Source organism: Streptosporangium sp. NPDC000563, from assembly GCF_040299985.1.
In the GTDB taxonomy this organism is placed as follows: Bacteria; Actinomycetota; Actinomycetes; order Streptosporangiales; family Streptosporangiaceae; genus Streptosporangium.
The window spans coordinates 38,358-64,511 of the sequence record NZ_JBEPDA010000026.1; the positions used below are offsets into that span (position 1 = coordinate 38,358).

Sequence of the window (26,154 nt, forward strand, 5' to 3'; positions counted from 1 at the left end):
GTCGACCGCATGCGCGAGTACGCGGAGTCGTCGCCGTCGATCGTCACCCCGCTCAACCCGTACGTCGGGTACGAGGAGGCCCCGGCACGGCATGTCATGCGAGGTGGTGGCGGGGATCGGTCAGCGACCCCAACCCGGCGTGGTGCCGCACTTGGCCTTCGCGTTGAGGCAGACCTTCACGAGCGCGCCGAGCGTCTCCGGCGTCCACGCGTTCATGAAGTCCCCGTGGATCGAGGACGGCAGGCCCGACGACAGCGCCAGGCCGTCACCGCCGAGGGAGTCGTAGCCGAGCATGAACGAGAGGTTGGGGACCGCGACCGGGTAGTCACCGGAGCACGTGCCGTTCTTGGCCGGCCCCATGTGCGACTTGTGGTCGGGCGAGTCGATGTGCTTGCCGTCCCAGCAATCCTGGAACGTCAGCTGGTAGATCAGGTTGCCGCCCGGGGCGCAGACGGGCCAGTTGCCGTCGGCGCTGCGGCCGGTCTCCGCGCTGCCGGCGCACCAGAACTGGCCGGAGGCACCCTTCGGCGTCGCCACCTGCCGCTTCGCGTCGCCCTGCACCACGCGCAGGCCAGGCGGGAACGGTACGACCTCCGACGGGTCCTTGAGCCGGGAGCCGTAGTACACGCGGAAGTTCTTCATCGGGACCGGCTTGCCGTTCTTCAGCAGGGTCGGTGCCCAGTAGGCGCTGTTGTCCCCAGGAGCGTCACAGGTCGTGGCGCTCTTGAGCAGGTCCTCCGTCGTGGTGTTCGCCGACACCTTCGGGCCGAAGAAGGTGTGCAGGTGGGAGGCGCCGACCAGGCCGGGCAGCACGATCGGGTCGTCCTTGGCCTCGTTGGCCACCGTGCAGTTGGTGTGGAACTCGGGGACCCTCACGATTCCCGCGGGGACCGCCTGGGGCGCGACCTTGTTGTAGACGTCCAGGGCCTTCTTCCACGCGGCCTGGTTCACCGGCACCCAGCCGACGGCGGGCGCGGTGGTGGTCGGGGTGGCGCTGGACGTCGGCTTGGGCGTCGCGGTGGTGGTCGGCTTCGGGGTCGAGGTGGGAGTCGGGGTCGGGTTCGTGGTGCCCGAGCCGGTGCCGAAGACCTGGAACTCCCACAGCGAGACGCCGTACCGGCCGGACCGCTTGGTCGCGTACAGCCGCACGAACCTGCCGGTGGCCGACAGGTTGATGGTCTGGACGCCGCCCTTGCCCGCCGTGGTGCTGTGCACCGTCTTCCAGGGGCCGTCACCGGCGGCGGCGGTCTGGATCTGGAACGCCGTCGCGTAGGCGTTCTCCCAGTTGATGACGATCTTCTTGATGGCGGTGGACCTGCCGAGGTCGACCGCGAGCCACTGTGGGTCGCTGAACTTGCTGCCCCAGCGGGTGCCGGCCTTGCCGTCGACGGCGGCCGCGGCCGACAGGTCACCGCGCTCCGCCGAGGAGGCGGTGGCGGTACGGCCCTGCGAGAGGGGCACCTCGGCCGCGGCGGCCGGAGAGGTGACGCTCACCATGGAGGCGCCCAGGAGGCCGACGAGAACACCGGCCAGCGACAGGCGGCGGACCTGGCGTACGACGGACCCGCGTCCGGCTCGGATGCCGCGCGAGGCGGTTGTGCTCATAGTGAATGAAGTCCTTGTCCTGTTGGGGAATCTCGGAGGGGACGTCTGGCGGCGCTCGCATGTGCCGCCATACAGGAGACCCCCAGGCCACGAGCGGATAACGGAAACTTCGGGAAGGCCCGAAACTTTTGTTGCCCGCCCCGTGCCAGGCCCGTCTACGGAGTACGCCTGGTCCGCGGCCTGGGGTCCGATCCCGCAGGGCAAGGTCGATCGATCTCAACGAGATCACCGCAGGTCGGAAGCCTGGCAGCTCAGAACATCGAGATATGAACGTGGTCGATGTGGTTGGCGGTGTTGCCGCCTCGGTTGGACATCATCTTCCATCCGGCGCCCGTACGGACGTCGTAGTACCTCTGCTGCCAGATGATGTACATGACCCCGAGGCGGTTACCGTTGTCGATGGCCCACTGGGCGAGGCGGTTGCCGCGCGCCAGGGCGTCGGCCGCGGGGACGCTGCCGCCGGAGCTCATCATGAAGTCGCAGGCCCGGCCGCTGCCGTGTTCGCCGGGGTCGCCGGGGCGCAGGCAGCCGTAGCCGTAGGGCATCGGGAAGTTCTGCAGCACGAGGTTGCGCATGGTGACCGTACGGGGGGTGAGGCCGCCGTTGCCCGAGGGGGTCTGGAAGCCGTACTTGGCCAGGAGTCTCTCGATCCTGACCCGCTGCCGCTTGAGGTCGGCGATGTCCTTCTTGAGCTTGACGATCTTCGCGTCGGCGGACTTCTCCGCGGTCTTGGCCTTCTTGACGAGGTCCCTGACCTTGTTGAGCTGGCTGGCTCGGCGGCTGGCCAGGTGGGACATGGTGGCGGCCTGGCTGAGGGCCTGGTTGGCGTCGCCCTGGAAGCTCAGCAGGCTGCCGTCGTCGAGGGCGCCGCCCATGTAGGCGGTCTGGGCGAAGCGCACGACGTCGGTCTCGGCCCTGGCCAGGGCGCGCCTGAGGCTTTTGGCGGTGGTCGTGGCCTTGCCGGCCTGGACCCGGGTCTCCTCCAGGCTCTGCACCTGACCGCGGTAGCTCTTGTTGATCGCGGCGGCCTCTTGGGTGAGCCTCTTGAGTTCGGCCTCGGGGTCGGGCCTGGCGGTCTGGAGGGGCGCGGCTCCGGCGACGGCGGGCGACAGGAGCATCACGGTGAGTGTTACAGCCAATGCGGCTGCGCGAGCCGTCCTCACGCTTCGTTCACCTCCGAAGCCCCCTCATAGACGGAGCGAAACTATAGAAGGCGATCTTGACGCTCGCCACCGGAACGAAGGAACTCGCGCACCATTGGTGAACTATATGCCCCTTTAGGGTGATTTAAATAAGCACTGCATGACATGCCACTCCTGTCACTCCGGCCAATCCTCGCACAGAACACACCACGCCGTCCGCGCCGGGAAGAGCATCACGAAGACCACCGTCAAGACCCCGCGAATGCCATCGCCGGGACCGTCACGAAGAGCGCCCCACGAGCGTCACGAAGAGCGCGACGAAGAGTCCGACCAAGAGCGTGACGAGGAGTCCGACGAGGACACGGCGAGAGCGCGGGAAGGGCTCCGAAGACGTCCGGCGACTCTTGTCATCAGCGGTAGAACATGATTCGGTCTCAAACAGCGTCTCAAGCACCGGCAGGGCGCGTCGCGTCCTCCCCAGCCGATGAGACCATCCGAGAATCGCGACTCTGGCCCGCCCACCAGGAGGCAACACATCATGCGCCAGCACGACACGCTCTTCATCGGAGGCGACTGGGTGGCCCCCGCGGGAACCGGCGTCATCGACGTCGTCTCCCCTCACACCGAGGAGGTCGTCGGCCGGGTCCCCGACGGCACCCCGGCCGACATGGACCGGGCGGTGGCCGCCGCCCGCCAGGCGTTCGACCACGGCCCGTGGCCCCGGATGACGATGGCCGAGCGCGCGGCCGTCGTCGGCAGGCTCGCCGAGATCTACGCGGCCCGCCAGGGCGAGATCGCCGAGCTCATCACCCTGGAGATGGGCTCCCCGATCACCTTCTCCCAGCTGGCGCAGGCCCCGCAGCCGCTCGGCATGCTCCAGTACTACGCCGAGCTGGGCAAGACCTTCCCCGTCGAGGAGGAGCGCCCGGGAACGTTCGGCAGCGTGACCGTCCGCCGCGAGCCGGTGGGCGTGGTCGCCGCGGTGGTCCCGTGGAACGTCCCGCAGTTCGTCATCATGATCAAGCTGGCCCCGGCCCTCGTCGCGGGATGCACGGTCGTGGTCAAGCCCGCACCGGAGACCCCGCTCGACTCCTACCTGCTGGCCGAGATGATCAAGGAGGCGGGCATCCCCGACGGCGTGGTCAACATCGTCGCCGCCGGGCGCGAGACGAGCGAGTACCTGATCTCCCACCCCGGTGTGGACAAGGTCGCCTTCACCGGCTCCACCGCCGCCGGGCGGCGCATCGCGGCGATCTGCGGCGAGCAGCTCAAGCGGTGCACCCTGGAGCTGGGCGGCAAGTCCGCGGCGATCATCCTCGACGACTGCGACCTGCCCTCCGCGATGGGCTTCCTCTCGATCGCCTCGCTGATGAACAACGGCCAGGCGTGCGTCGCCCAGACCCGCATCCTCGCCTCGCGCAACCGCTACGACGAGGTCGTGGACGCGGTCGCGGCGATGATACGGGGCATGCCGGTCGGCGACCCCGCCGACCCGGCCACCGGCATCGGCCCGATGGTCGCCAAGCGGCAGCAGGAGCGGGTCGAGAACTACATCAGGATCGGCATCGACGAGGGCGCCAAGCCGGTCGTCGGCGGCCTGGAGCGCCCCTACGACCGCGGCTGGTACGTGGCGCCGACCGTCTTCGCGGGGGCCACCAACGAGATGCGCATCGCCCGCGAGGAGATCTTCGGGCCGGTCCTGGCCGTGATCCCGTACGAGGACGAGAAGGACGCGGTCCGCATCGCCAACGACAGCGACTACGGCCTGGCGGGGACGGTGTGGACCGCCGACACCGAGCGCGGCATGGACATCGCCCGCCAGGTGCGCACCGGCACCTACGGCGTGAACCTCTTCATGATCGAGAACAGCTCGCCCTTCGGCGGTTTCAAGGGCAGCGGCCTCGGCCGCGAGCTGGGCCCGGAGGGGCTGTCCGCCTATCTGGAGTACAAGTCGATCGCCCGTCTGGGCTGAGGGGACCGCCCTCAGGTGTGCCCGTACGGCTCGCACCGTTCCGCAGCCACCCCCAGGTGTGCCCGTACGGCTCGCGACGAGCCGTACGGGCACACCGCCGGACGGCCGCCCAACGCACCCCCGCGACGCTGGGCGACCGTCCGGCCACGAGAAGTATGGCCCACGACGATCACCGAACGATGATTCGGTTTCGCGCACTTCTCCCGGCGGATTCCATCCGCTGCCGTGATAGACGTCTTTCAGCCGCGAAAGGTTCGGGAAACGACGGAAAGAGTTTGGCGGGCGATCTCGAACTCCTCGTCCGTGGGGATCACCGCGACCTTCACGGCCCCGCCGTCGGCGGAGACGAGCGTGTCGCCGCGGGCGTTGCGCACCGGGTCGACGACGATGCCGAGCGCCCCGAGACCCGCGAGCGCCCGCTCCCTGACCAGGGCGGAGTTCTCCCCGACACCGCCGGTGAAGGCGATGACGTCGACCGTGCCGAGGACGGCGTAGTAGGCGCCGACGTACTTGCGGAGCCGGTGGCAGTAGACCGAGAGGGCCAGTTCGGCGTCGGGGTCGCCCGCGGCCACCCGCTCCGTCACCGCGCGCATGTCGTTGTCCCCGCACAGACCGAGCATGCCGCTGCGCCGGTTGAGCAGCGCGTCGATCTCGTCGAGGGACATGCCCCCCGTACGCGCCAGGTAGAGGACCACCGCCGGGTCCAGGTCGCCGCTGCGGGTCCCCATCACGAGCCCTTCGAGCGGGGTCATGCCCATGGACGTGTCCACGCACCGCCCCGCGGACACCGCCGAGGCGCTGGCCCCGTTGCCGAGGTGCAGGACGATCACGTTGGCCTCGGGCCCGTCGGCGAGGAGTGCGGCCTGGCGCGAGACGTACGCGTGTGAGGTGCCGTGGAAGCCGTAACGCCGCACGCCCAGCCGCGCGGCCACCTCGCGGTCGATCGCGTACGTCGAGGCGGCCGGGGGGATCGTGGCGTGGAAGGCGGTGTCGAAGACGGCGACCTGCGGCAGGTCGGGGCGGAGCCGCCGGGCGACCTCGATGCCCGCCAGGTTCGCGGGGTTGTGCAGCGGCGCGAGCGGGATGAGCCGCTCGATCCCTCTCACCACCTCGTCGGTGACGAGGGTGGGCCGGGTGAAGTCCGTCCCCCCGTGCACCACCCGGTGCCCGATCGCGGTGAGTTCCGGTGAGTCGAGTCCCAGTCCTTCGGCGGCGAGCCGCTCGGCGACGGCCTTCAGCGCCGCCCGGTGGTCGGGTACCGGGGAGCCGGGCTCGCCGATGCGCTCCACCGTTCCCGAGGCGAGCCGCTCGGCGCCGGACAGGAGCCGGTACTTCAGCGAGGAGGACCCCGAGTTGAGGACGAGCACGTGGTCGGCACCCCCGTCCAGGCCGGAGACCTCGGTCGTCCGCGCGGCTCGTTCGCTCATTCGGTGACCTCCTGCGCCTGTACGGCGGTGATGGCGACGGTGCTCACGATGTCGGTGACCAGGGCTCCGCGCGACAGGTCGTTGACCGGCCTGCGCAGTCCCTGCAGGACGGGTCCGACCGCGACGGCTCCGGCCGAGCGTTGCACGGCCTTGTAGGTGTTGTTGCCGGTGTTCAGGTCCGGGAAGATCAGCACGGTCGCCCGGCCGGCGACCCGCGACCCGGGCAGCTTGGCGGCGGCGACCCTGGCGTCCACCGCCGCGTCGTACTGGATCGGCCCCTCGACCAGCAGGTCGGGTGCCCGTTCCGCGACCAGGGCGGTGGCGGCGCGGACCTTGTCGACGTCGGCGCCGCTGCCCGACTCGCCGGTGGAGTAGGAGAGCATCGCGATCCTCGGCTCGACGCCGAACCGCCTCGCCGTACGTGCCGAGGAGATCGCGATGTCGGCGAGCATCTCGGCGCCGGGGTCGGGGTTGATCGCGCAGTCGCCGTAGACGAGCACCCGGTCGGCCAGGCACATGAAGAAGACCGAGGAGACGATCGAGGTGTCGGGCACCGTCTTGATGATCTGGAAGGCGGGCAGGATCGTGGCGGCCGTGGTGTGCGCGGCCCCGGAGACCATGCCGTGCACCAGGCCCCGGTGCAGCATCATCGTGCCGAAGAAGTTGACGTCGGCGACCACGTCCATCGCCGGCTCGAAGGTCATCCCCTTGTGGGCCCTCAGCGCCGCGTACTCCTCGGCGAACGACTCCCGTAGCGGCGAGGTGAGCGGGTCGACGACGGTCACGCCGGACAGGTCGAGACCGAGGTCGCCGATCCGCCGCCGCACCACGTCCTCCCTGCCCAGGAGGGTGAGGTCGACGATGCCGCGCCGCAGGAGGATGTCGGCCGCCCGCAGGATGCGGTCCTCCTCGCCCTCGGGCAGCACGATGTGGCGCCGGTCGGCCCGCGCCCGTTCCAGCAGGGTGTGCTCGAACATCATCGGGGTGACCCGTTCCGAGCGGGTCAGCTCGATCCTGTCGGCGAGACCGGTCGCGTCCACGTGCGCCTCGAAGTGGCCGAGGGCCGTCTCGATCTTGCGGGGGTTGTCCGCGGTGAGCCGCCCCTCCAACTCGGCGAGGGTGGTCGCCACGGTGAAGCTGTCCTTCTTCGCCGCGAGCACCGGCACGCCGGGCGCGAGGCGGGCCGTGAGCTCCATCACGGCCTCGCTGGGCCGCTCCCCCACGGTGAGGACGACCCCGGCCGGTCTCGCCGTACCGGCGGCCTCGACGGCGAGCGAGACCAGCAGCAGGTCCGCGCGGTCGCCCGGCGTGATCACGAGCGCGCCGTCGACGAGGTGCTCAAGGAAGACCGGGAGCGTGGCCCCGCCGAAGACGAAGCCGAGCACGTCGCGGAGCAGGCCGTCCTCGGCGCCCTGGATGAGCTCGGCGTCCACGGCCCGCATGACCTGTCCGACGGTCGGCGCCGACAGTGAGGGGTGCTCCGGTACGGCGTAGTGGGGCACCGGCAGGTCGCACTCGATGACCGTGCCCTCGGGCACCCGGTTGGCGATCACCGCGAGCACGGTGCAGCCCAGGTCGGAGAAGACCTGGTAGCCGGTGCGCATCTCCGTCGCGATCTCCTCGGCGTCGTCGCCGTGCGCGCCCACCACCACGATCACCGGGGCGCCGAACTCGGCGGCGAGGCGGGCGTTGAAGGCGAGCTCGCGCGGCAGGTCGTCGGTGTCGAAGAAGCTGCCGAGCACCAGCATGGCGTCGCACTCGCGCTCCAGGGTGTGGAAGCGGGCGACCAGGCGGCCGATGAGCTCCTCGGCGCCCCGCTCCGCGTAGATCTCCGCGGCCTCCTCGGCGCTCACCCCGGTCGCCGAGGCCGCGGGGCGGTATCTGGCCCGGAGCAGCTCCATCACCCGGTCCTCACCGCCACCGGTGATCGGCCGGAACACTCCCGTGCGGTCGGCCCGCCCGCTCAGCAGCTCCATCATGCCGAGCTCGACGATCTGCCTGCCGTCTCCCCGCCCAAGACCCGCAACGTAGATGCTTCGCATGCGTCCTGTTCCGTCCCCTCGCCGCCGCCTCGTCGCTGCCCGTGCCGCCGCCTCGGGCCGGTGTCCGTACCGCTGCCTGGGCCACTACCCGCGGCCGTCGCCGCTGCCCGCCGCCGTCACGTCACCTTCGTCACGTCACCTTTGCCGCGTCGCCTCGTCACGTCGCCTTCGCCATACGGTCAATCTTCACGAGGATAGACATTCCGGAGGGCCGGAACGGGTCGCGACCCACCTCCCGACGCGACGGACCAGATCCGGTGTGGCCGCCGTCTCCGCGTGGCCGAAGCCGGGCTCGATCCACAGCTCCTTCGGCTCGTTCGCGGCCTCGTAGATCTGGTGCGCGTGGTCGAGGGGGAAGAACCGGTCCGCGTCGCCGTGCACGACCAGGAGCGGCACCGGTGAGATCTTCGCCGCCGCCTCGTACGGCGCCAGCGGGAGCGGGTCCCACACGCCCTTCATGATCCGGGTGCGCTTGCCGAGCCGCGCGGCGAGCCGCCCGGCCGGTCTCTCGATCGCCCAGTGCACCTGGCGCATCGGCCTGGTCCCCCGGTAGTACCACCGGGCGGGCGCGCTCACCGACACCACCGCCTCCACGCCGCCCAGCACCCCCGCGTGCCGTACGGCGACCGCACCGCCCATGGAGAACCCGACGGTCACCACTCTGCGGTAGCCGATCGCCCGCGCGTGCCGTACCGCCGCCTCCATGTCGAAGATCTCCCTGTCTCCCACGGTCGACATACCTGCGGAACGACCGTGTCCCCTGAAGTCGAACGCCACCACCCCGCCGAACCCGCTGAGCACGTGGGCGATACGGCGTGTGGCGCGTTCCCTGAACGATCCGGTGAAGCCGTGGGCGAGGACGATCCCGAGATCGTCCGCGCCGCGTGAGGGGGTGTGGGCGGCGTCTATCCGCAGGTTGTCCCGGGTTCTGAGCATCGCGGGAAACGAGGGTGCGAGAGGCATGGATCCGAGCTTAGGCAGTGCCTGTCGCGAACCCGCCGCGGCAAGGCCGAAACCGCGATCCGCGCTACCTCCCGCCGCCCTCCGCCGGGGGCCGGAGGGTGTCCTGCGGGCGAATTGACGCACTTCATCTGCCGGACGCGTGAGAGCGATTGTCCGGATCAACTAAAATGGGAGGGCCGCACAGTCCGCGGTCAGCCTCCACGATCACAGAGTGAGACTCCATCATGCCTTTGAACAGCCGCGACGACCTGCGGAACATCGCGATCATCGCGCACGTCGACCACGGCAAGACCACTCTCGTGGATGCCATGCTCTGGCAGTCGGGCGCCTTCCGCGTCAACCAGGACGTGGACGACCGCGTCATGGACTCCAACGACCTTGAGCGCGAGAAGGGGATCACCATTCTCGCGAAGAACACCGCCGTCAAGCACGGCGGCATGACGCTCAACATCATCGACACCCCCGGCCACGCCGACTTCGGCGGTGAGGTCGAGCGGGGCCTGTCCATGGTCGACGGTGTCGTGCTGCTGGTCGACGCCTCCGAGGGGCCGCTGCCGCAGACCCGGTTCGTGCTGCGCAAGGCGTTCGCCGCCAAGATGCCGGTCATCCTGTGCATCAACAAGGTCGACCGCCCCGACGCCCGGATCAAGGAGGTCGTGGACGAGGTCTACGAGCTCTTCATCGACCTGGACGCCACCGAGGAGCAGATCGACTTCCCGATCGTCTACGCCTCGGCCAAGGCCGGGCGCGCCTCGCTCAACCGTCCCGAGGACGCGGCGATGCCGGACTCCGAGGACCTGGAGCCGCTGTTCGAGGTCATCAAGAACACGATCCCGGCCCCGGTGTACGACCCGACGGCCCCGCTGCAGGCGCACGTCACCAACCTCGACGCCTCCTCCTACCTGGGCAGGATCGCGCTCTGCCGCATCCACCAGGGCACCATCAAGAAGGGCCAGCAGGTCGCCTGGTGCCGCACCGACGGCAGCATCCAGCGGGTGAAGATCACCGAGCTGCTGATGACCGACGCGCTGGAGCGCAAGCCCGCCGAGGAGGCGGGGCCCGGCGACATCATCGCGATCGCCGGCATCCCGGACATCATGATCGGCGAGACCCTCGCCGACCCCGACGACCCGCGCCCGCTCCCCCTCATCACGGTCGACGAGCCCGCGATCTCCATGACCATCGGCACCAACACCTCTCCGCTGGTCGGCAGGGTGAAGGGCTCCAAGGTCACCGCCCGCATGGTCAAGGACCGGCTCGACAAGGAGCTCGTCGGCAACGTGTCGCTGCGCGTCCTGCCGACCGACCGCCCCGACGCGTGGGAGGTGCAGGGCCGTGGTGAGCTCGCGCTCGCCATCCTGGTCGAGCAGATGCGCCGCGAGGGCTACGAGCTCACCGTCGGCAAGCCGCAGGTCGTCACCAAGCTCGTCGACGGCAAGGTCCACGAGCCGGTCGAGCGGGTGACCATCGACTGCCCTGAGGAATACCTCGGGGCGATCACGCAGCTGCTCGCCGTCCGCAAGGGCCGCATGGAGCACATGACCAACCACGGCACCGGCTGGATCCGCATGGAGTTCGTGGTCCCGGCCCGCGGCCTGATCGGTTTCCGCACCGAGTTCCTCACCGAGACCCGCGGCACCGGCATCGTGAACCACGTCTTCGAGGACTACGAGCCGTGGTTCGGCGAGCTGCGCACCCGCAACAACGGCTCGCTCGTCGCCGACCGGCCGGGCCCGGTGACCCCGTTCGCCATGCTGAACCTGCAGGAGCGCGGTGTCCTGTTCGTCCAGCCGACCACCGAGGTCTACGAGGGCATGATCATCGGTGAGAACTCACGCTCCGACGACATGGACGTGAACATCACCAAGGAGAAAAAGCTCACCAACATGCGCTCCTCGACGAGCGACACGACGGAGACGCTGATCCCGCCGCGTCAGCTCTCGCTGGAGCAGGCGCTGGAGTTCATCCGCGAGGACGAGTGCGTGGAGATCACGCCGGAGAACGTGCGCATCCGCAAGGTCGTCCTCGACGCCTCGACCCGCGCCCGCACCACCGCCCGCGCCAAGCGCGCCAACTGATCCTCATCCCCCGTCCCGCCGGGCCCCCGGCGGGACAGGGCGGTCTCGCCTCGTACGACCTCCCCGTCACGCTCGTCCGGCGCGGCCTCGGGCGGTACGCCTCCGTACGGTCCGGTCGCGCGTCGGACTGCCTCGCACGGCACGGCTTTGCCCGTTGAGACGGCGTGGTGCCCCCGGTTCCGGCCCCCACCTGGGGTAGGAAGCCTGTACCGGGCTCCCCGCCGTCTCGGGGAGCCCGGGACTCGTACGGGGGGATATCTCATGCTTCACAGAACCTGTTTCGCCCTGGCCGTCGCGCTCGGGACGACGGTGCCGGCTCCGGCCGCCCAGGCGGTATCGCAGATCTCACAGCTTTCTTCGCCGGGACCCCAGTCGTCGGCCAAGGCCGTCATCAAGAACACCGCGGGGAAGAACGTCGGTTCCCTGAGCATCGCGGAGCAGCCGGACGGCAAGTCCAGGCTGACGATCACCGTCGGCGGTCTGCCGACCGGATACCACGGCTTCCACGTGCACACGAAGGGCGTCTGCGACCCGAAGGCGATCGACCCGGTCACCGGCAGCCCCTTCGCCAGCGCGGGCCCGCACTTCACCATCCCGCCGGTCAAGCACAGCGACCACTCGGGCGACCTGCCCAACCTCCTCGTCGCCGCCGACGGCACCGGTGCGGCGACCGTCGTGACCGACCGGTTCAGGGTGGGGCAGCTCTTCGACGGCGACGGCAGTGCCGTCGTCATCCACGCCCTGCCGGACAACCACTCCAACATTCCCGACCGCTACAGCCACCCGGCCGACCCGACCCCCGGCACCGGCCCGGACGCGGAGACCCTCAAGGCGGGAGACTCCGGCGGGCGCATCGCCTGCGGTGTGATCACCGGGAACCAGTGACTCCCAACCGCCTTCCAAGAGCGGCCGGGCAGGATTCCCCGTAGAAAGGGGGGATCACCATGCAGGTCCTGACCGGCCGGATGCACCTGGCCCTGCTGCTCGCGTGGGTGGCCTTCGCCGCGCTCGTGACACTGCTCACCTGACGTCTTCGTCCGGTACGGCTCCGGTGGGGAGAAGGAGCCATACCGGACCCACCCGAATCGGGCCGCCAAAGGCCCCGGGGATGACTCCCCACGCCAGGGAACCGATCGCCCCGGCCGAGCACCGGTCAGCTGATCCGGCCGAGAACCCCCCATGCCGGGGAACCGATCGCCCCAGCCGAGCGCCGGTCGGCCGATCCGGCCGAGGACTCCCCGTGCCGGGGAACCGGTCGCGGAATCGCGCCCGATACGACGACCGGGCGTCAGGGACTCTCGCGCGGCAGCTCGACGGCGACCGTCAGACCGCCCTCCTCCCGGGAGCTCGCGGTCACGGTGCCGCCGTGGGCCTCGGCGACGACCCGCACGATCGACAGGCCCAGACCACTGCCGCGCTCGGAGCGCAGCCGGTCGCCGTGCAGCCGCCGGAACGGCTCGAAGATCGTCTCGATCTCGTAGTGCGGCACCGGCAACCCGGTGTTGGCCACCACCAGCTCCACCCGGTCGGCGCGAGAGCGGGTGGAGACCCACACCTCGCCGTCGGCGTGGTTGTGCCGGATCGCGTTCTCCACGAGGTTCTGCACGAGCCTCTCGACCAGCACCGGCTCACCGGCGGTCGGCGCGGGGTCCAGCAGCCGGTGGATGGCCACCTCGCGTTCTCCCGCCTCCTTGCCCGCCAGGTCGAGCACGTGCTCGACCACGTCGGTCAGGTCGAAGGGACGGCGGTCGAGGACCGCCTGCTCGCCCTCGGTCAGGGCGAGCAGACCGTCGATCAGCCGCTCGTGGCGGGCGTTGACCAGCAGCAGGGACTCGCCGAGCCGCTTGACGTCCTCCGTCGCGTCGGGCCTCCTGACCGCCACGTCCACGAGGGTGCGGTTGATGGTGAGCGGGGTGCGCAGCTCGTGGGAGGCGTTGGCGACGAAGCGCCGCTGACCGTCGAAGGAGCGGGCGAGGCGGCCGACGATGGTGTCGACGATGTCGGCGAGCTCCTTGACCTCGCCGTCGCGCCCGGCGTAGGTGATGCGGCCGCTGAGGTCATGGCTCTGGGCGATGTGCCGCGCGCTCGCGGTGACCTCCCTGACGGGGCGGAGCGCCCAGGCCGCGGCCCGCCAGCCGATCACCGTCGCGAGCCCGGCGCTCACGAACACCGCGAGGCCGCCCAGGGTGAGGACCTTGCTGATCGTGTCGGCCTGGTAGACGCGCCTCACCTGCGCGACGCGCTGCTCCGCCACCCGATACTCGGAATGCTCCGGGCTGTAGAACCGGCCCGCGACCTGGATGTACGCGGGATGTCGCAGCCCGTCACGGGGTTCCAGGCTCTGCCGTACGAGCAAGGCGAGTCCCGCGACCAGCATGACCCCGACGTAGAGGGTCACCGTGCCGCAGATGACGGCGAGCCGGAAACGAACGCTCATCCTCATGGAATGCGGTATCCCACTCCCGTGACGGTCTCGATGACCGGCGGGTCGCCGATCTTCCGGCGCAACTTCATCATCGTCGTCCTCACCGTGTTGGTGAACGGGTCGGTGTGCTCGTCCCACACCTTCTCCAGGAGCGTCTCGCTGGAGACCACCGCCCCTGCGGCGCGCAGCAGCTCGGCCAGCACGCCGAACTCCTTGCGGGCGAGCGGCACGTAACGGCCGTCGCGGAACACCTGCCGGTGCGCCCGGTCCAGGCTGATGCCGGCCCGCACCAGCACCGGCGGGTCGGCGGGGCGCACCCGGCGGCCCAGCGCGTGGACGCGGGCCGTCAGCTCCTCGAAGGCGAACGGCTTGGGCAGGTAGTCGTCGGCGCCCAGGGCGAGTCCCTCCACCCTGCAGCGCACGTCGCCCGCCGCGGTGAGCATGATGATCCGCACCTGGCCGCCCTCGGCGACCACGGTCCTGCACACGTCGTCGCCGTGCAGGACCGGCAGGTCCCGGTCCAGGACGAGCACGTCGTAGGCGTGCAGCCGCAGCCGTTCCAGCGCCGCCTCCCCGTCGTAGGCGACGTCGACGGCGAGCGCCTCCCCGCGCAGCCCCTCCGCGATCGAGTCGGCGAGCATTCTCTCGTCCTCGACGACCAAAACCCGCACAGTGTGCCTCCCCCTGGGCCGAATCGCGCCAGCGTGCCACAGGTCGCATAACGCGGGCATAACCGGATTCGGTGACGTCAAGGTTATCGATCACTCGCTGGACTGCTCCCACCGTGCCGGAATTCTCCGGCCCTGAATCGGGGGAACCATCCATGCTCGCCTCACCCGGCGGCGTCACGACCGTACCCACAGCGCCAGGACCGAGCGCGCCGGGTAACCGGCTCCTCGGCGGTCACCTGCCGTTCGCCGTCGCGATCGCACTGGCGGCGGGGCTCCGCGTCCTCGTCATGCTCGGCTACGACACCGCCCAGCTCTACTGGTACGACTCCTTCACCTACCTCAACACCGCGGTCCATCTGGAACCGTCCGGCGCGTTCCATCCGGCCGGTTACTCCTTCCTGCTCCGGCTGCTGCTGCCCTTCCACAGCGTCTTCCTCGTCGCGGGCCTGCAGCACCTGATGGGCCTGGGCACGGCCCTGATGATCTATCTGGTGCTGCGCCGTCACGCGCTCCCCGGGTGGGGTGCGGCGCTGGCCACCCTGCCCCTGCTGTTCAACCCCGCGTTCCTGCGGCTCGAACACGCCGTGCTCTCCGACACCCAGCTCATCTTCCTCATCACCGCGGCTCTCACGGTCCTGATGTGGCGGGCGAGGCCCTCGGCGCGGGCGGCCGCCGTGGCGGGCCTGCTGCTGGCGCTGGCCGGGCTCACCCGCACGGTCGCGGTGCCGCTGCTCGGTCTGGTCCTGCTCCACCTGCTCCTGCGGCGGGCCGGCTGGAAGCGGGTGGTGGCGCTGGCCGCCGCCGGACTGCTGCCGCTCGCCGCCTACGCGGGCTGGTACCAGCAGCACCACGGGCGGTTCGCGCTGAGCGGCTCCGACGGCGTGGCGCTGTGGGCGCGCACGATGACGTTCGCCGACTGCTCGGTGATCAGACCCCCGGCGAGGGAGGCGGTGCTCTGCCCGAACGGCACGGTGGTCGACGCCGCCTCCGAGTACGTCTGGGCCGCCGACGCCTCGCTCAACAGGTTGCCGGGAGGCCGGTTCGCCCACAACGACCTGGCCAGGTCCTTCGCGCTGCGCGCCATCGCCGCGCAGCCGTTCGACTATCTCCGCGAGGTCGTCCGCGACACCTCGCTCACCTTCGCCGCGACCCCGGTGCGCCATCCCCTTCGGGTCTCCCCCGCCCTCACGTTCCCTGTCGGCTCCTGGCCGCTGCCCGCCTTCCCGCTCATCGACCAGGTGCGCCGGGAGTACGACGGCGACATCCGGGGGATGTCGTCGGTCGAGCCCTACGGGAGCCTTCTCGGCGCCTATCACTACCCCGGGGTCCTGCACGGCCCACTGCTCGGCGCGCTCCTGCTGCTGGGCGGCGTCGGAGCCGTCGGGCGGCGGCGCCCGGCCCTGCTGCCGTGGGCCGCGGCCGTCTTCCTGCTTCTCGCCCCGGTCGCCGTGCTCGACTTCGACCACCGCTACGTGCTGCCGTCGGTCCCGATGGCCTGCCTCGCCGCGGCCCTCGCCGCGGCGGGCCTCAGCCGCCGAGTTCGCGCTTACGTCGCAGCAGGGCGGCGCGGTCGGCACGGGCCCTGAGCAGGACGGCCACCGCGAGCACGGTCAGCGTCGCGGCGACGGTGACCCCCGCCATGCCCGTCCAGGTGCCCTTCGCGACGGCGACCGTGGCCGTTCCCGCCGTCAGCAGGCCCGTCGCGGCCACCGCCAGCCAGGCGGCGATCACCCGGTCGAGGGCGAACAGCGGGGTCCTGCGGCTCAGTGCCCAGGCCCCGTAACCGGCCCAGGCCAGGCCGAGCGCGACCAGCGCGCCGAAGGCGAGGTGCGTACGGCCGGGCAGGGCGGGCTCGGTGGCCCACAGCAGGCCGACGAACAGCGCCCCGCCCAGGCCGCCGAGCAGCGCCACGACGTTGGCGATCCGGCGGCGCAGCGACAACGGGCCGGACAGCCTGGCGATCATGTCATCGGGGTTCATCGGTATCCCTCCTCCGTGAGCTGTTCGCGCAGCATGCGCCGCGCGCGGGACAGGCGTGACTTGACCGTGCCGACGGGGACGGCGCAGACCTGCGCGCAGTCCTCCAGGGAGAGGTCCTGCAGGTAGAACAGCACGAGGACCTCCCGCTCCCTGACCGGCAGGCCCGCCAGACCCGCGAGCAGGTCGGCGCTCTCCACGAGGGCATCGACGGGATCGGCGGGATCGGCGGACGCCCGTTCCTCCTCCAGCGGGATCTCGGGCCTGGCGTACTCCTCGCGGAGCCTGTCGGCCACCGCACGCCTCGCGATCGTGAACAGCCAGGGCGCGAACCTGCCCGGCTCCTTCAGGCGCGGCAGCCCGCGCACCACGGCCACCCAGACCTCCTGAGCCACGTCGTCGGCCCGCGAGGGTCCCAGCATGCGCCGTACGTAGTTCCACACCGGATCGTGCCAGGCCCTCACCAGCTCCGCGAACGCCTCACGCTCGCCGAGCCGGCACCGGACCACCAGCAGTTCGTCAGTCACCCTGCCTCCTCGCCCTGGACAGTCGGGAAACGGGTGCGAAAGGTTCACGCCTCTTCCGCCGGGCCTTCCACCGAGTTTCCTCCCCGGCGCGTCATCCCTCCCTTCGCGGGACTCTCCCGCGCCTTTCCCCCCTTTCTTCGCCGGACTCTCCCAGGAGCCTTTCGCCCCTTTCCTCACCGGCCTCCTCGTCGGCGGTGCGGTCGTCCCGGCCCGTGTAGTACTTCCTCCCCGGTCTGGGGCGTCCGCCGTACAACTCGGACAGCGTCACGAACCTGTAGCCCTTGGCGGCGAGTTCGTCCAGCATCCGGGGGACGGCCTGGATCGTGGAGAGGTGGATGTCGTGCATCAGCACGATGGAACCCGGCTCGGCCTGGGCCGCGCGCCGGGCGATGACCGCGGGGTCGTGGTCACGCCAGTCGAGCGTGTCGACGTCCCACATGATCTGGGCGAGCCCCAGATAGCGGCTCTCGGTGGCGACCCGGGTGTCGGTCAACCCGTACGGCGGGCGCATGAGGATCATCGCGACCCCGGTCGCCTGCTTGACGAGCCACTGGGTACGCCCCAGTTCCTCCCTGATCCCGGCCTGTGACAGCAGGGGCAGTTGCGGGTGGTCCCAGGTGTGGTTGCCCAGCTCGTGTCCCTCGGCCACCATCCTGCGCAGGGTTTTCTCGCCGTCTCCCAGGACCATGCGTCCGACGACGAAGAAGGTCGCCCTGGCCCGGTGCCTGGCGAGGATGTCGAGCAGGGACTCGGTGTAGGTCCCCGGCCCGTCGTCGAAGGTGAGCGCCACGCACCTGCTTCGCTCGCAGTCGATGCGGCGCGCCCGGGGAGAGACGGGGAGGTCCTCCCACGCCCAGTGCCGCCGTGCCGCGCCTGGTCCGAGCCCGGGGACGGTGGCGGGTTTCTCCGGCCCCGCGGGTCCCGTGGGGGCGGGAGAGGTCACGGTCGCCCGTTCCACCGAACCCACCATGGTGACCGGGGAGGTGCATCCCCAGAGCGCGAGCAGCGACGCCACCGGCACGATCCACACCCGCCATACCCGCATGCTTCCCCCCGAAAGCATCGCGGGGACGGCGAGCAGCCCGGCGGGGTCCCCCCGCAAGATCATGACCGGGTATTCCACCAGGATGAGGCATCGACCGCCGGTTACCCGTACCGACGCGCCACTTCACGCCACATCCGGAGAGATACGCATCTGGTGGCCGTCTCATCCGATGGGACCGGTTAGAGCTTCAAAGCTCCCAAGGCAGGCGGACCACACATATGCGGGCGGCCATGACATGGCGCGGCACGCGCCCGCCGGGCCTCGGAAACGTCGCCCGGGGCGGCTGTTCGGAGTTCTCAGGAACGGCCGGGCCTCGGCCGGACGAGGTGCGGGCCGGTCCGCTCGGCGGCCTCAGGAACGCTCTGGCATTGGCCGGGGTGCGGGCCGATCCGCTCGAAAGTCTCGGAACCGGTGAGGTGTTGGCGGGGGGCGGGCCGACCCGATCGGCGGCCTCAGGAGCGGTCGGGCGCCTCGCGGGGTTCGGTCACCACCATCATGAACCGCAGGGGGGTGTCCTCCTCGTTGGCGTACCGGTGCGGGCGGTCGGCGCTGAACACGACCGCGTCGCCCGTCTCCGCGATGTGGTTCTTGCCGTACACCGAGAGGGTGAGCCGCCCTTCGAGGACGGTCAGCATCTCGCGCGTGCCCGGGGGGTGGGCGTCGCCGTTGTGGTGGTCGCCGGGGGCGAGCCGCCAGTCCCACAGCTCCAGGATGGCGGGCGCGTCGGTGCCGACCAGCAGGCGCGCGGTGCTGGAGACGCCGTGCGGGAAGGTGACGACGTCGGCGCCGCTGACCACCCGGACCACGGGGGTGTCGGAGACCTCCACCATTCGCGCGACCGTCACCCCGAGCGCGTCGGCGATGCGGGTGAGCGTGCTGATGCTCGGGTTGGTTCTGCCCTGCTCGACCTGGACGAGCATGCCCCGGCTCACTCCCGAGCGCGCGGCGAGCTCGTCGAGGGTCATCTGCCGGTGCGCCCGCTGTGCCCGCACGTTGTTGGCGACCGCGGCGGTGATCGTCTCTGGATCCATGAGTTCAGTGTAGTGAACCCGATTTGCACTCTATTGCACTACATATATTGTACTTTCAGTACACTCCATTGAACCGAGGTGACCTGTGACGGCTGTGGTACTGGCGACGACCTGCGCGGTGGTGTACGGCGCCGCCGACTTCCTCGGCGGGCTGGCCACCCGCAGATCACGGGTGCTCGCGGTGGTGCTCCTCTCCCAGATCGCCGGGCTCGCCCTGATCGCCGCGCTGCTGCCGTTCCTGCCCGAGCGCCCCACGCCCGCGGCCCTCGCCTGGGGCGCGGCCTCCGGCCTCTGCGGCACGGCGGGGGTCGTGCTGTTCTACCGGGCGCTGGCGAGCGGCGTGATGTCGGTGGTGGCGCCGATCACCGCGACGTGCTCCGCGGCGCTGCCCGTGCTGTTCGGGCTCGCCGCCGGGGAGCGCCCCGAGCCGGTCGCGCTGGCCGGGGTGGTCCTCGCGCTGCTCGCGGTCCTGCTGGTGAGCCGCGGCTCGTCGGGCGGGGAGACAAGCGGAGGATACGGCCCGATCCTGGCCTCGCTCGCCGCGGGCGCGGGTTTCGGCGGGTTCTTCATCATCATCGCCCAGGCTCCGGCGGACAGCGGCATGTGGCCGCTCTTCGGGGCCCGCCTGATCTCGATCACCTTCATCGCCCTGTCGGCCCTCGCCGTCGGCCGCCTCTCGCGTCCCGGACCCGGCACGCTGCCCGTCATCATCGCGGCCGGAGCGCTCGACATGGCCGCCAACGTGCTCTTCGTGCTCGCCCAGCAGCGCGGGATGCTCAGCCTCGTCGCCGTCCTGGTCTCGCTCTACCCGGCGAGCACCCTGCTGCTCGCCCGCCGTTTCCTGGGAGAGCGGCTCAACACGGTCCAGGCGGTGGGGATCGGATTCACCCTCACCGCGGTCGCGCTGATCGCGTCCGGTTGACACGATGTCGCGAACTGACTCTGTTGTGTTGAAGCCGGGCGCTTGTTACGGTCATCCCCGTGCAGCCCGAGCGGGCGTTCCTCGACTCCGGCGGGCCGTTCGCGCACACGGCTGTCGCGTACGGTTCCGACTCCGGCCTTCTTGGACTCCTCCAGCCCCTGATCGCCGGCGCCCTCCGCGAGGGCCGGCGGATCCTGGTCGTCACGGGCGAGCGCGCACTCGACCTGGTCGGTGACGCCTTCGGTGCCGACACCCGCCTCATCGACCGCCGGCCCGCCGAGGAGTGGTACACCCACCCGACGCGGACCCTCGCCGCCTTCCACGACTACGTCCGGCAGCGAGAGCGGCCGCTGGTCATCGGGGAGCCGGTGTGGTCGGGCTGGACCGAGCGGCAGGTTCGTGAGTGGATCCGCTACGAGTCGGTGCTCAACGCCGCGTTCGCCGGGGTCCCGGTCAGCATGTGGTGCCTGTACGACGAGACGTCGGCGCTCGATCATGTCCTCCGCACCCACCCCACGGAGCTGACCGGCGCCGGCCTGCGAAGAAGTGATCGCTATGTCCCCCCGGAGCGGTTCGCCCTGCCGGGAGACGACCTCCCCCTCCCCGACGCGCCGCCGTCCGCGGTGGTCACCCACTTCACCCTGGACGAGCTGGGACGGCTGCGCGCGCTCGTCACCGACCATGCGAGCCGGGCCGGTCTGGGACGCGATCTGATCTCCTCACTCGTGCTGAGCGTCTCGGAGATGGCGGCCAACAGCGTGGAGCACGGGGCGGGACACGGCCGGGCGTCCATCTGGACGGCCGGCGGGGAGATCGTGTGCGAGATCGCCGACTCCGGCGGGGGTGACCTGGACGTCCCGCTGCCCGGCTACCTCCCGCCCGAACCGGGGTCACCACGCGGCTACGGGCTCTGGATCAGCCGCCAGCTCTGCGACCTGGTGCAGGTGCGCGGCGTGGGCGGGGAGCTGAGGGTGAGGCTCCACATCACGCTGGATTGACCGCTTCTTCGCCGACAGACCCGGACAGGCGGGACGCACGGGAACACAGGGACTCACCGGCCCCTCGGACGCGCGACGCCGGCCCATCCCCGGACACACGTACGGCCCGCCCTCGTGGGATGCGGGCCGTACGTGGCGCCGAAAGGCGGGAAGGATCGGGAGCGGAGAGGCCGTCAGGCGGCCTGGACCTCCTCGGACACCCGGAGACCGGCCTCCTCGCGGGCGTAGTCCTCGAGCATCGTGCGAAGCTGGCGCCGGCCCCGGTGGAGGCGGGACATGACCGTGCCGATGGGGGTGCCCATCCGCTCGGCGATCTCCTTGTAGGCGAAGCCCTCCACGTCGGCCAGGTAAACGGCCACCCGGAAGTCCTCGGGCAGGGAGCGCAGGGCGTTCATGACCGCGCTGTCGGGCAGCTGCTCCAGCGCCTCGGTCTCGGCGGACTTGAGACCGCTGGACATGTGGGACTCGGCGGCGGCGAGCTGCCAGTCCTCGATCTCCTCGGTGGCCGAGAGCTTGGGCGAGCGCTGCTTCTTGCGGTAGTCGTTGATGAAGTTGTTGGTCAGGATGCGGTGCAGCCACGCCTTGAGGTTGGTGCCCTCGCGGAACTGGTGGTAGGAGGTGAACGCCTTGGTGACGGTCTCCTGAACCAGGTCCTCGGCGTCGGCGGTGTTACGGGTCAGACGCATCGCGGATGCGTAGAGCTGACTGGTGACCGGCACGACATCGCGTTCGAACCAGTCCTGGCGCTGCTCTTCCGTCATCGTGATCATTGGACCCCCCTCGCGCTTTCCCCCCAAATACCGTCCGGCAAAGTGGTGACGCACCCCTTCTGACGGCGTATCCGATGCTCGCAGGCACCTCGTAAGGAGGCCGTTAAAAGCTCTACGTGGTCAGGGGATTGATCTTTGGCTGTGCCGATGGCGGGTGCGACACGCTCTACAGCCGGACAAGTCTCAGTATCGTAACATCGTTCTCCCGATTCGGTAGGAGATGTGTCTATCATCACATAACCCCAGGTAGCAGCCCATTTCGGGTGGCGGGAAACGTCGATCGCCACGGCCCGGGAACCCACCCCCGCCGGACGGCCGAGGCCGACCGGCGGGGCGAGGCCCGCACCCCGAGAAACTCCGACACCCATCTCCACGCCTCCCCGCTTCCCGCGCATTGGGGACTTAATCTCTCTCTAAGAGACGGATCGACACGCCCCCGGGTTCACCCGAACGCCCCCGTCTCGGCTCGCGGGCCCGCCACCGGTCACGGCGCCGGGCGGGAGGTCAGGCGGCCCTCGCCGGGTCGACCTCGAAGAACGTCGCCAGGTCGTCGAGGATGGAGTGCGCTCCCTGGATGCCGACGGCGCTCATCCAGGTGGCGTCGCTGACGTCGTGCTTGACGCCCTTGAGCCTGCCCCAGAGCGGGTTGGCCTCGAACTTCTCCTTAACCGGCTTCACCGCCGGGTCCTGGTAGGCCGCGACGAAGATGTGCTCGGCGTCGAGCTGGGAGATGTTCTCCTGGCTGATCGGAACCATGATGGTGTCGGTCACGGTCGGCTGGTCCTCGGGGCGCGGGAAGCCGACGTCCTTCAGCACCAGTCCCGAGTAGGAGTTCTCCACGTACAGGCGGACGGTCGGCTCGCCCGCGAAGCGGACGACGGAGACGGTGGGCAGCTCGCCGTCCTTGGCCTTGATGGACTCGCCGATCTTGGCGGCGCGGTCCCGATACTCGGTGAGCCTGCGCTCGGCGAGATCCTCCTTGCCCAGGGCCTCGCCCACGAGCTTGAGGTTCTCCTGCCAGATCGCCCCCGTGGTCTCACTGAAGACCGTCGGCGCGATCTGTGCCAGCTTGTCGTACAGCGCCTCGTGGCGGACCTTGGCGGAGACGATCAGGTCGGGCTTCAGCGCGACGATCCGCTCCAGGCTCGGCTGCTCCAGGGTCCCGACCGACGTGGCCTCCTTGGCGTGGCCGAGGACCGGGGCGAGATATCCGGGCAGCTTGTCGTCGATGCCCCGGTAGCTGGTGAACCCCACGACGTCGGTCTCCAGGGTCAGCACCGCGTCGACGAAGCTCTGGTCGAGGGCGACGACCCGCTTGGGCCGGGCCGGGATCTCGGTCTCCCCCATGACATGTTTCACCGTCCGGGGGTAGGCCGCCGCGTCGCTCGCCCCGGGGGCCGCGGACGCGCCCGCGGCTCCCGAGGTCTCCCCCGCACTGCCCGGGGTGGTCGAACCACAGGCGGCGAGACCGCCGGACAGCACCACTCCCGCCACTCCGAGGGCCAGGACGCGCAACGCTCTCATCTTCATCGGTTCCTTCGTCAAATTAAGGTCAGCCTTATTTAGCTTAGCCATACCTAAACTGGCATACTCGTACCGGCTCGGGCAAGAAAGGGGAGGTCAGGTGATCAACGCGGTGGCCGTCGCACGGCCCGCACCCCTCGCGGGGCCGAAGAAAACCCGTCGGCGACGCCTGCTCGTCCTCGCCGTATCGTTCGCCGTCCTCGCGGCGGCGGTCGTGCTGAGCCTCGCCGTCGGCGCCAAACCGGTGCCTCCCGCCGACGTCTGGCACGCGCTCACCGGCCCCACCGGCACCGAGAACGACATCGTCGTGCGGTCGCTGCGGATCCCCAGGACCGCCATCGGCGTCATGGCCGGGATCGCCCTCGGTGTCGCGGGCGCCCTCATGCAGGGCCACACCCGCAACCCGCTCGCCGATCCCGGACTGCTCGGCGTCACCCAGGGCGCCGCGTTCGCGATGGTCCTCAGCATCATCGCGCTGGGCGTCACCAGCCCGTACGGCTACATCTGGTTCGGTCTCGCCGGAGCCCTCGTCGCCAGCGCGGCGGTCTTCGCCCTCGGCATGGCCGGCGGCAGGGGCGGCCCCACCCCGGTGACCCTCGCCCTCGCGGGCACCGCGGTCAGCGCGTTCCTGTACGGGCTCACCTCGGCGCTCGTCCTCCTGGACGAGCAGGCCATGGACGTCTTCCGCTTCTGGCAGGCGGGCTCCATAGCGGCCAGGGGGGCCGACGTGGCCTGGCAGGTGCTCCCGTTCGTCGCCGCCGGCCTGCTCCTCGCCCTGTTCAACGCGCCCGGCCTCAACGCCCTCTCCCTGGGCGAGGACGTCGCCCGTGCGCTCGGGCAGAACATCACCCTCACCCGTGCCGTCGGCATCGCCGCCGTCACCCTGCTCAGCGGCGCCTCCGTGGCGGCCTGCGGCTCGCTCGCCTTCATCGGCCTGATCGTGCCGCACCTCACCCGGCCGCTCTCCGGCCCCGACCACCGCTGGCTGCTGCCGTACTCGGGCCTGGCGGGCGCCGCCGCCCTGCTCCTCGCCGACGTGGTCGGCCGCGTGGTGGCCTTCCCCGGCGAGCTGGAGGTGGGTGTGGTCCTCGCCCTCGCCGGGGCGCCGTTCTTCATCGTCCTGGTACGACGCAGGAAGCCGGTGCGGCTGTGACCGTCTCCGTCGCGCCCTCCACAGTGCCCTCCTCCCGACGACGCGCCCTGCGCGTCGGACCCGCCTCCTGGCCGCTCCGGCCGCGCTCCGTCGTCGCGGCGCTCGTCCTGCTGGCGATGACGGCGCTGTTCATGGCGCTCAGCATGCGGCTCGGCGACATCCCGATGAGCGTTCTCGACGTCCTTCACGCGATCACCGCCGACGGCCCGGACCATTTCGTGATCATGGAGCTCAGGCTCCCCCGCGCGCTCACCGGCGCCCTCGTCGGCGCCGCGCTCGCCCTCGCCGGGGCGATCACCCAGGCCGTCGCCCGCAACCCGCTGGCCAGCCCCGACATCCTGGGCGTCACCACCGGCGCGAGCGTGACCGTGGTCGCGGTCATCGTGGCGGCGGGAAACACCTGGGGCGGCACCAGCGGCGCCCTCGCCGAGGTGGGCATCCCCCTCGTCGCCCTGCTGGGCGGGCTGGCCGGAGCGCTGGCGGTCTACGCGCTGGCCTGGCGCGACGGCCTGGACGGCTACCGGCTCGTCCTGATCGGCATCGGGGTCTCGGCGATCTGCACCAACCTCAAGTACTGGCTGCTCACCGTCGGCGACGTCAACGACAGCAGCCGGGCCATGGTCTGGATCAGCGGCTCGCTGCACGGCCGGGGATGGGAGCACGTGGTGCCGGTCGCGCTCGCGCTCGCCCTCCTCGTCCCGGCGACACTGCTCGGCACCCGTTCGCTCGGCGCGCTGCGCTTCGGTGACGACACCGTGACCGGTCTGGGCGTACGGATGAACCTCGCGAGGGGGGTGATGATCCTCGCGGCCGTGCTGCTCGCGGCGACGGCGACCGCCTCGGCCGGGCCGATCGCGTTCGTCGCCCTCGCCGCCCCGCAGATCGCACTGCGCCTGGCCGGAGTGGCACAGCCCCCGCTCGTCGTCTCCGCCCTGATGGGCGCGGTCCTCACCACCGGCGCCGACCTGGTCGCCAGGACCGCGTTCACCCCCGTCGAACTGCCGGTGGGCGTGGTCACCGCGGTCCTCGGCGCCCCCTACCTGATCTATCTCCTCGTCCGTGTGCGCAGAAAGGCCCGCCAGTGAGGCTGCAAGCCGTCGACGTCAGGCTGGGGTACGGGGACCGCGTCGTCGTCGACGGTCTCGACCTCGGGATCGAGGCCGGGACGGTGACCACGATCATCGGGCCGAACGGATGCGGCAAGTCCACGCTGCTGCGCGCCATGGGACGGCTGCTCAGGCCGTCGGGGGGCGAGGTGCTGCTCGACGGCAAGCGCATCGACAAGATGCCCTCCAGGGAGGTCGCGAGGATCCTGGGCGTGCTGCCGCAGGCCCCCTCGGCTCCCGAGGGACTGACCGTCGCCGACCTGGTCGCGAGGGGACGGCACCCGCACCAGACCTGGTATCGCCAGTGGTCCTCCGACGACGAGTCCGCGGTCGGCGAGGCCCTCGCCATGACCGGACTGCTCGATCTCGGCGAGCGCCCGCTGGACGAGCTGTCCGGCGGGCAGCGGCAGCGGGCGTGGATCTCCATGGCCCTCGCCCAGGGCACCGATCTGCTGCTGCTCGACGAGCCGACGACCTTCCTCGACCTGGCCCACCAGATCGAGGTGCTGGAGCTGGTACGCAGGCTCCACGGAGAGCTGGGCCGCACCGTGGTGATGGTCCTGCACGACCTGAACCTCGCCGCCCGCTACGCCGACCGCCTGGTCGCGATGCGGGACGGCAGGGTCGTCGCCGCGGGCCCTCCGGCCGAGGTGCTCACCGAGACCCTGCTGGCGGAGGTCTTCGAGCTGGACGCCAAGGTCATCGAGGACCCGGTGACCGGCACCCCGCTCGTCGTCCCCATCGGCACCCTGCCGCAGCACCCCCCGCGCTGACCC

At 70.6% G+C, this 26,154-nt stretch carries 22 protein-coding genes; 9 read left to right on the plus strand and 13 right to left on the minus strand.

All coding sequences use genetic code 11. The annotated features are described in order from the left end of the window. Positions 1–120 precede the first annotated feature (120 nt). Positions 121–1,605 carry a DUF1996 domain-containing protein gene (locus ABT352_RS35030; RefSeq protein ID WP_350949316.1) on the minus strand — a complete coding sequence of 495 codons (1,485 nt, stop codon included), beginning with the start codon at positions 1,603–1,605 and terminating at the stop codon, positions 121–123. Between the two features lie 251 nt (positions 1,606–1,856). Beyond that, positions 1,857–2,723 (minus strand): VldE C-terminal domain-containing protein, encoded by an 867-nt coding sequence (locus ABT352_RS35035; protein ID WP_350949317.1) that lies wholly within the window; start codon positions 2,721–2,723, stop codon positions 1,857–1,859. A gap of 562 nt (positions 2,724–3,285) precedes the next feature. On the opposite strand from ABT352_RS35035, the gene ABT352_RS35040 reads away from it, so the two are divergent. Further along, positions 3,286–4,719, plus strand: a complete 1,434-nt coding sequence (locus tag ABT352_RS35040; protein ID WP_350949318.1) for an aldehyde dehydrogenase — start codon at positions 3,286–3,288, stop codon at positions 4,717–4,719. Between the two features lie 239 nt (positions 4,720–4,958). On the opposite strand, the gene ABT352_RS35045 is transcribed toward ABT352_RS35040, so the two are convergent. From ABT352_RS35045 to ABT352_RS35055, 3 genes are all read right to left on the minus strand, one after another. Further along, positions 4,959–6,146 carry an acetate/propionate family kinase gene (locus ABT352_RS35045; protein ID WP_350949319.1) on the minus strand — a complete coding sequence of 396 codons (1,188 nt, stop codon included), beginning with the start codon at positions 6,144–6,146 and terminating at the stop codon, positions 4,959–4,961. Further along, a complete protein-coding gene (pta, locus tag ABT352_RS35050) occupies positions 6,143–8,188 on the minus strand; it encodes a phosphate acetyltransferase (RefSeq protein ID WP_350949320.1) in 2,046 nt (681 codons plus the stop codon). The genes ABT352_RS35045 and pta overlap by 4 nt, the downstream gene beginning before the upstream one ends. Positions 8,189–8,374: 186 nt before the next feature. After that, entirely contained in the window at positions 8,375–9,151 is a 777-nt protein-coding gene (locus tag ABT352_RS35055; protein ID WP_350949321.1) for an alpha/beta hydrolase, read from the minus strand. A gap of 224 nt (positions 9,152–9,375) precedes the next feature. On the opposite strand from ABT352_RS35055, the gene typA reads away from it, so the two are divergent. Further along, a complete protein-coding gene (gene typA, locus ABT352_RS35060; RefSeq protein ID WP_350949322.1) occupies positions 9,376–11,229 on the plus strand; it encodes a translational GTPase TypA in 1,854 nt (617 codons plus the stop codon). 261 nt (positions 11,230–11,490) lie between these two features. Then, on the plus strand, positions 11,491–12,114 hold the full coding sequence (locus tag ABT352_RS35065) for a superoxide dismutase family protein (protein WP_350949323.1): 624 nt from the start codon (positions 11,491–11,493) through the stop codon (positions 12,112–12,114). Between the two features lie 403 nt (positions 12,115–12,517). Here ABT352_RS35065 and ABT352_RS35070 read toward each other — a convergent pair whose 3' ends face one another. Then, positions 12,518–13,666, minus strand: a complete 1,149-nt coding sequence (locus ABT352_RS35070) for a sensor histidine kinase (RefSeq protein ID WP_350949324.1) — start codon at positions 13,664–13,666, stop codon at positions 12,518–12,520. Between the two features lie 2 nt (positions 13,667–13,668). Beyond that, positions 13,669–14,325 (minus strand): response regulator transcription factor, encoded by a 657-nt coding sequence (locus ABT352_RS35075; RefSeq protein WP_350949325.1) that lies wholly within the window; start codon positions 14,323–14,325, stop codon positions 13,669–13,671. Between the two features lie 152 nt (positions 14,326–14,477). Here ABT352_RS35075 and ABT352_RS35080 point away from each other — a divergent pair, with 152 nt between their 5' ends. Next, the gene (locus ABT352_RS35080) at positions 14,478–15,911 is read left to right on the plus strand and encodes a phospholipid carrier-dependent glycosyltransferase (RefSeq protein ID WP_350949326.1); all 1,434 of its coding nucleotides are present in this window, start codon (positions 14,478–14,480) and stop codon (positions 15,909–15,911) included. Here ABT352_RS35080 and ABT352_RS35085 read toward each other — a convergent pair. From ABT352_RS35085 to ABT352_RS35100, 4 genes are all read right to left on the minus strand, one after another. Continuing rightward, positions 15,853–16,305, minus strand: coding sequence for a hypothetical protein (locus tag ABT352_RS35085; protein WP_350949327.1), 453 nt, complete (start codon positions 16,303–16,305; stop codon positions 15,853–15,855). The genes ABT352_RS35080 and ABT352_RS35085 overlap by 59 nt on opposite strands. Beyond that, on the minus strand, positions 16,302–16,829 hold the full coding sequence (locus tag ABT352_RS35090) for an RNA polymerase sigma factor (protein WP_350949328.1): 528 nt from the start codon (positions 16,827–16,829) through the stop codon (positions 16,302–16,304). Before ABT352_RS35090 ends, ABT352_RS35085 begins: the two co-directional genes overlap by 4 nt. A 91-nt stretch (positions 16,830–16,920) precedes the next feature. Next, positions 16,921–17,937, minus strand: coding sequence for a polysaccharide deacetylase family protein (locus tag ABT352_RS35095; protein WP_350949329.1), 1,017 nt, complete (start codon positions 17,935–17,937; stop codon positions 16,921–16,923). Between the two features lie 389 nt (positions 17,938–18,326). Continuing rightward, a complete protein-coding gene (locus ABT352_RS35100; RefSeq protein ID WP_350949330.1) occupies positions 18,327–18,905 on the minus strand; it encodes a helix-turn-helix domain-containing protein in 579 nt (192 codons plus the stop codon). Positions 18,906–18,990: 85 nt separating this feature from the next. On the opposite strand from ABT352_RS35100, the gene ABT352_RS35105 reads away from it, so the two are divergent. Then, complete coding sequence (locus tag ABT352_RS35105; RefSeq protein WP_350949331.1) at positions 18,991–19,827, plus strand: EamA family transporter; 837 nt, start codon at positions 18,991–18,993, stop codon at positions 19,825–19,827. A gap of 59 nt (positions 19,828–19,886) precedes the next feature. Further along, the gene (locus ABT352_RS35110; RefSeq protein ID WP_350949332.1) at positions 19,887–20,825 is read left to right on the plus strand and encodes an anti-sigma factor RsbA family regulatory protein; all 939 of its coding nucleotides are present in this window, start codon (positions 19,887–19,889) and stop codon (positions 20,823–20,825) included. Positions 20,826–20,998: 173 nt separating this feature from the next. Here ABT352_RS35110 and ABT352_RS35115 read toward each other — a convergent pair whose 3' ends face one another. Beyond that, positions 20,999–21,595, minus strand: coding sequence for a sigma-70 family RNA polymerase sigma factor (locus tag ABT352_RS35115; protein WP_350949333.1), 597 nt, complete (start codon positions 21,593–21,595; stop codon positions 20,999–21,001). A 504-nt stretch (positions 21,596–22,099) separates the two neighbouring features. Next, positions 22,100–23,119 carry an ABC transporter substrate-binding protein gene (locus tag ABT352_RS35120; RefSeq protein WP_350949334.1) on the minus strand — a complete coding sequence of 340 codons (1,020 nt, stop codon included), beginning with the start codon at positions 23,117–23,119 and terminating at the stop codon, positions 22,100–22,102. A 103-nt stretch (positions 23,120–23,222) separates the two neighbouring features. Here ABT352_RS35120 and ABT352_RS35125 point away from each other — a divergent pair, with 103 nt between their 5' ends. From ABT352_RS35125 to ABT352_RS35135, 3 genes are read left to right on the plus strand one after another with little or no spacing between them, the layout of a single operon-like run. After that, a complete protein-coding gene (locus tag ABT352_RS35125; RefSeq protein ID WP_502992926.1) occupies positions 23,223–24,272 on the plus strand; it encodes a FecCD family ABC transporter permease in 1,050 nt (349 codons plus the stop codon). Further along, complete coding sequence (locus ABT352_RS35130; protein WP_350949336.1) at positions 24,269–25,357, plus strand: FecCD family ABC transporter permease; 1,089 nt, start codon at positions 24,269–24,271, stop codon at positions 25,355–25,357. The genes ABT352_RS35125 and ABT352_RS35130 overlap by 4 nt, the downstream gene beginning before the upstream one ends. Continuing rightward, a complete protein-coding gene (locus tag ABT352_RS35135; protein WP_350949337.1) occupies positions 25,354–26,151 on the plus strand; it encodes an ABC transporter ATP-binding protein in 798 nt (265 codons plus the stop codon). Before ABT352_RS35130 ends, ABT352_RS35135 begins: the two co-directional genes overlap by 4 nt. Positions 26,152–26,154 lie beyond the last annotated feature (3 nt).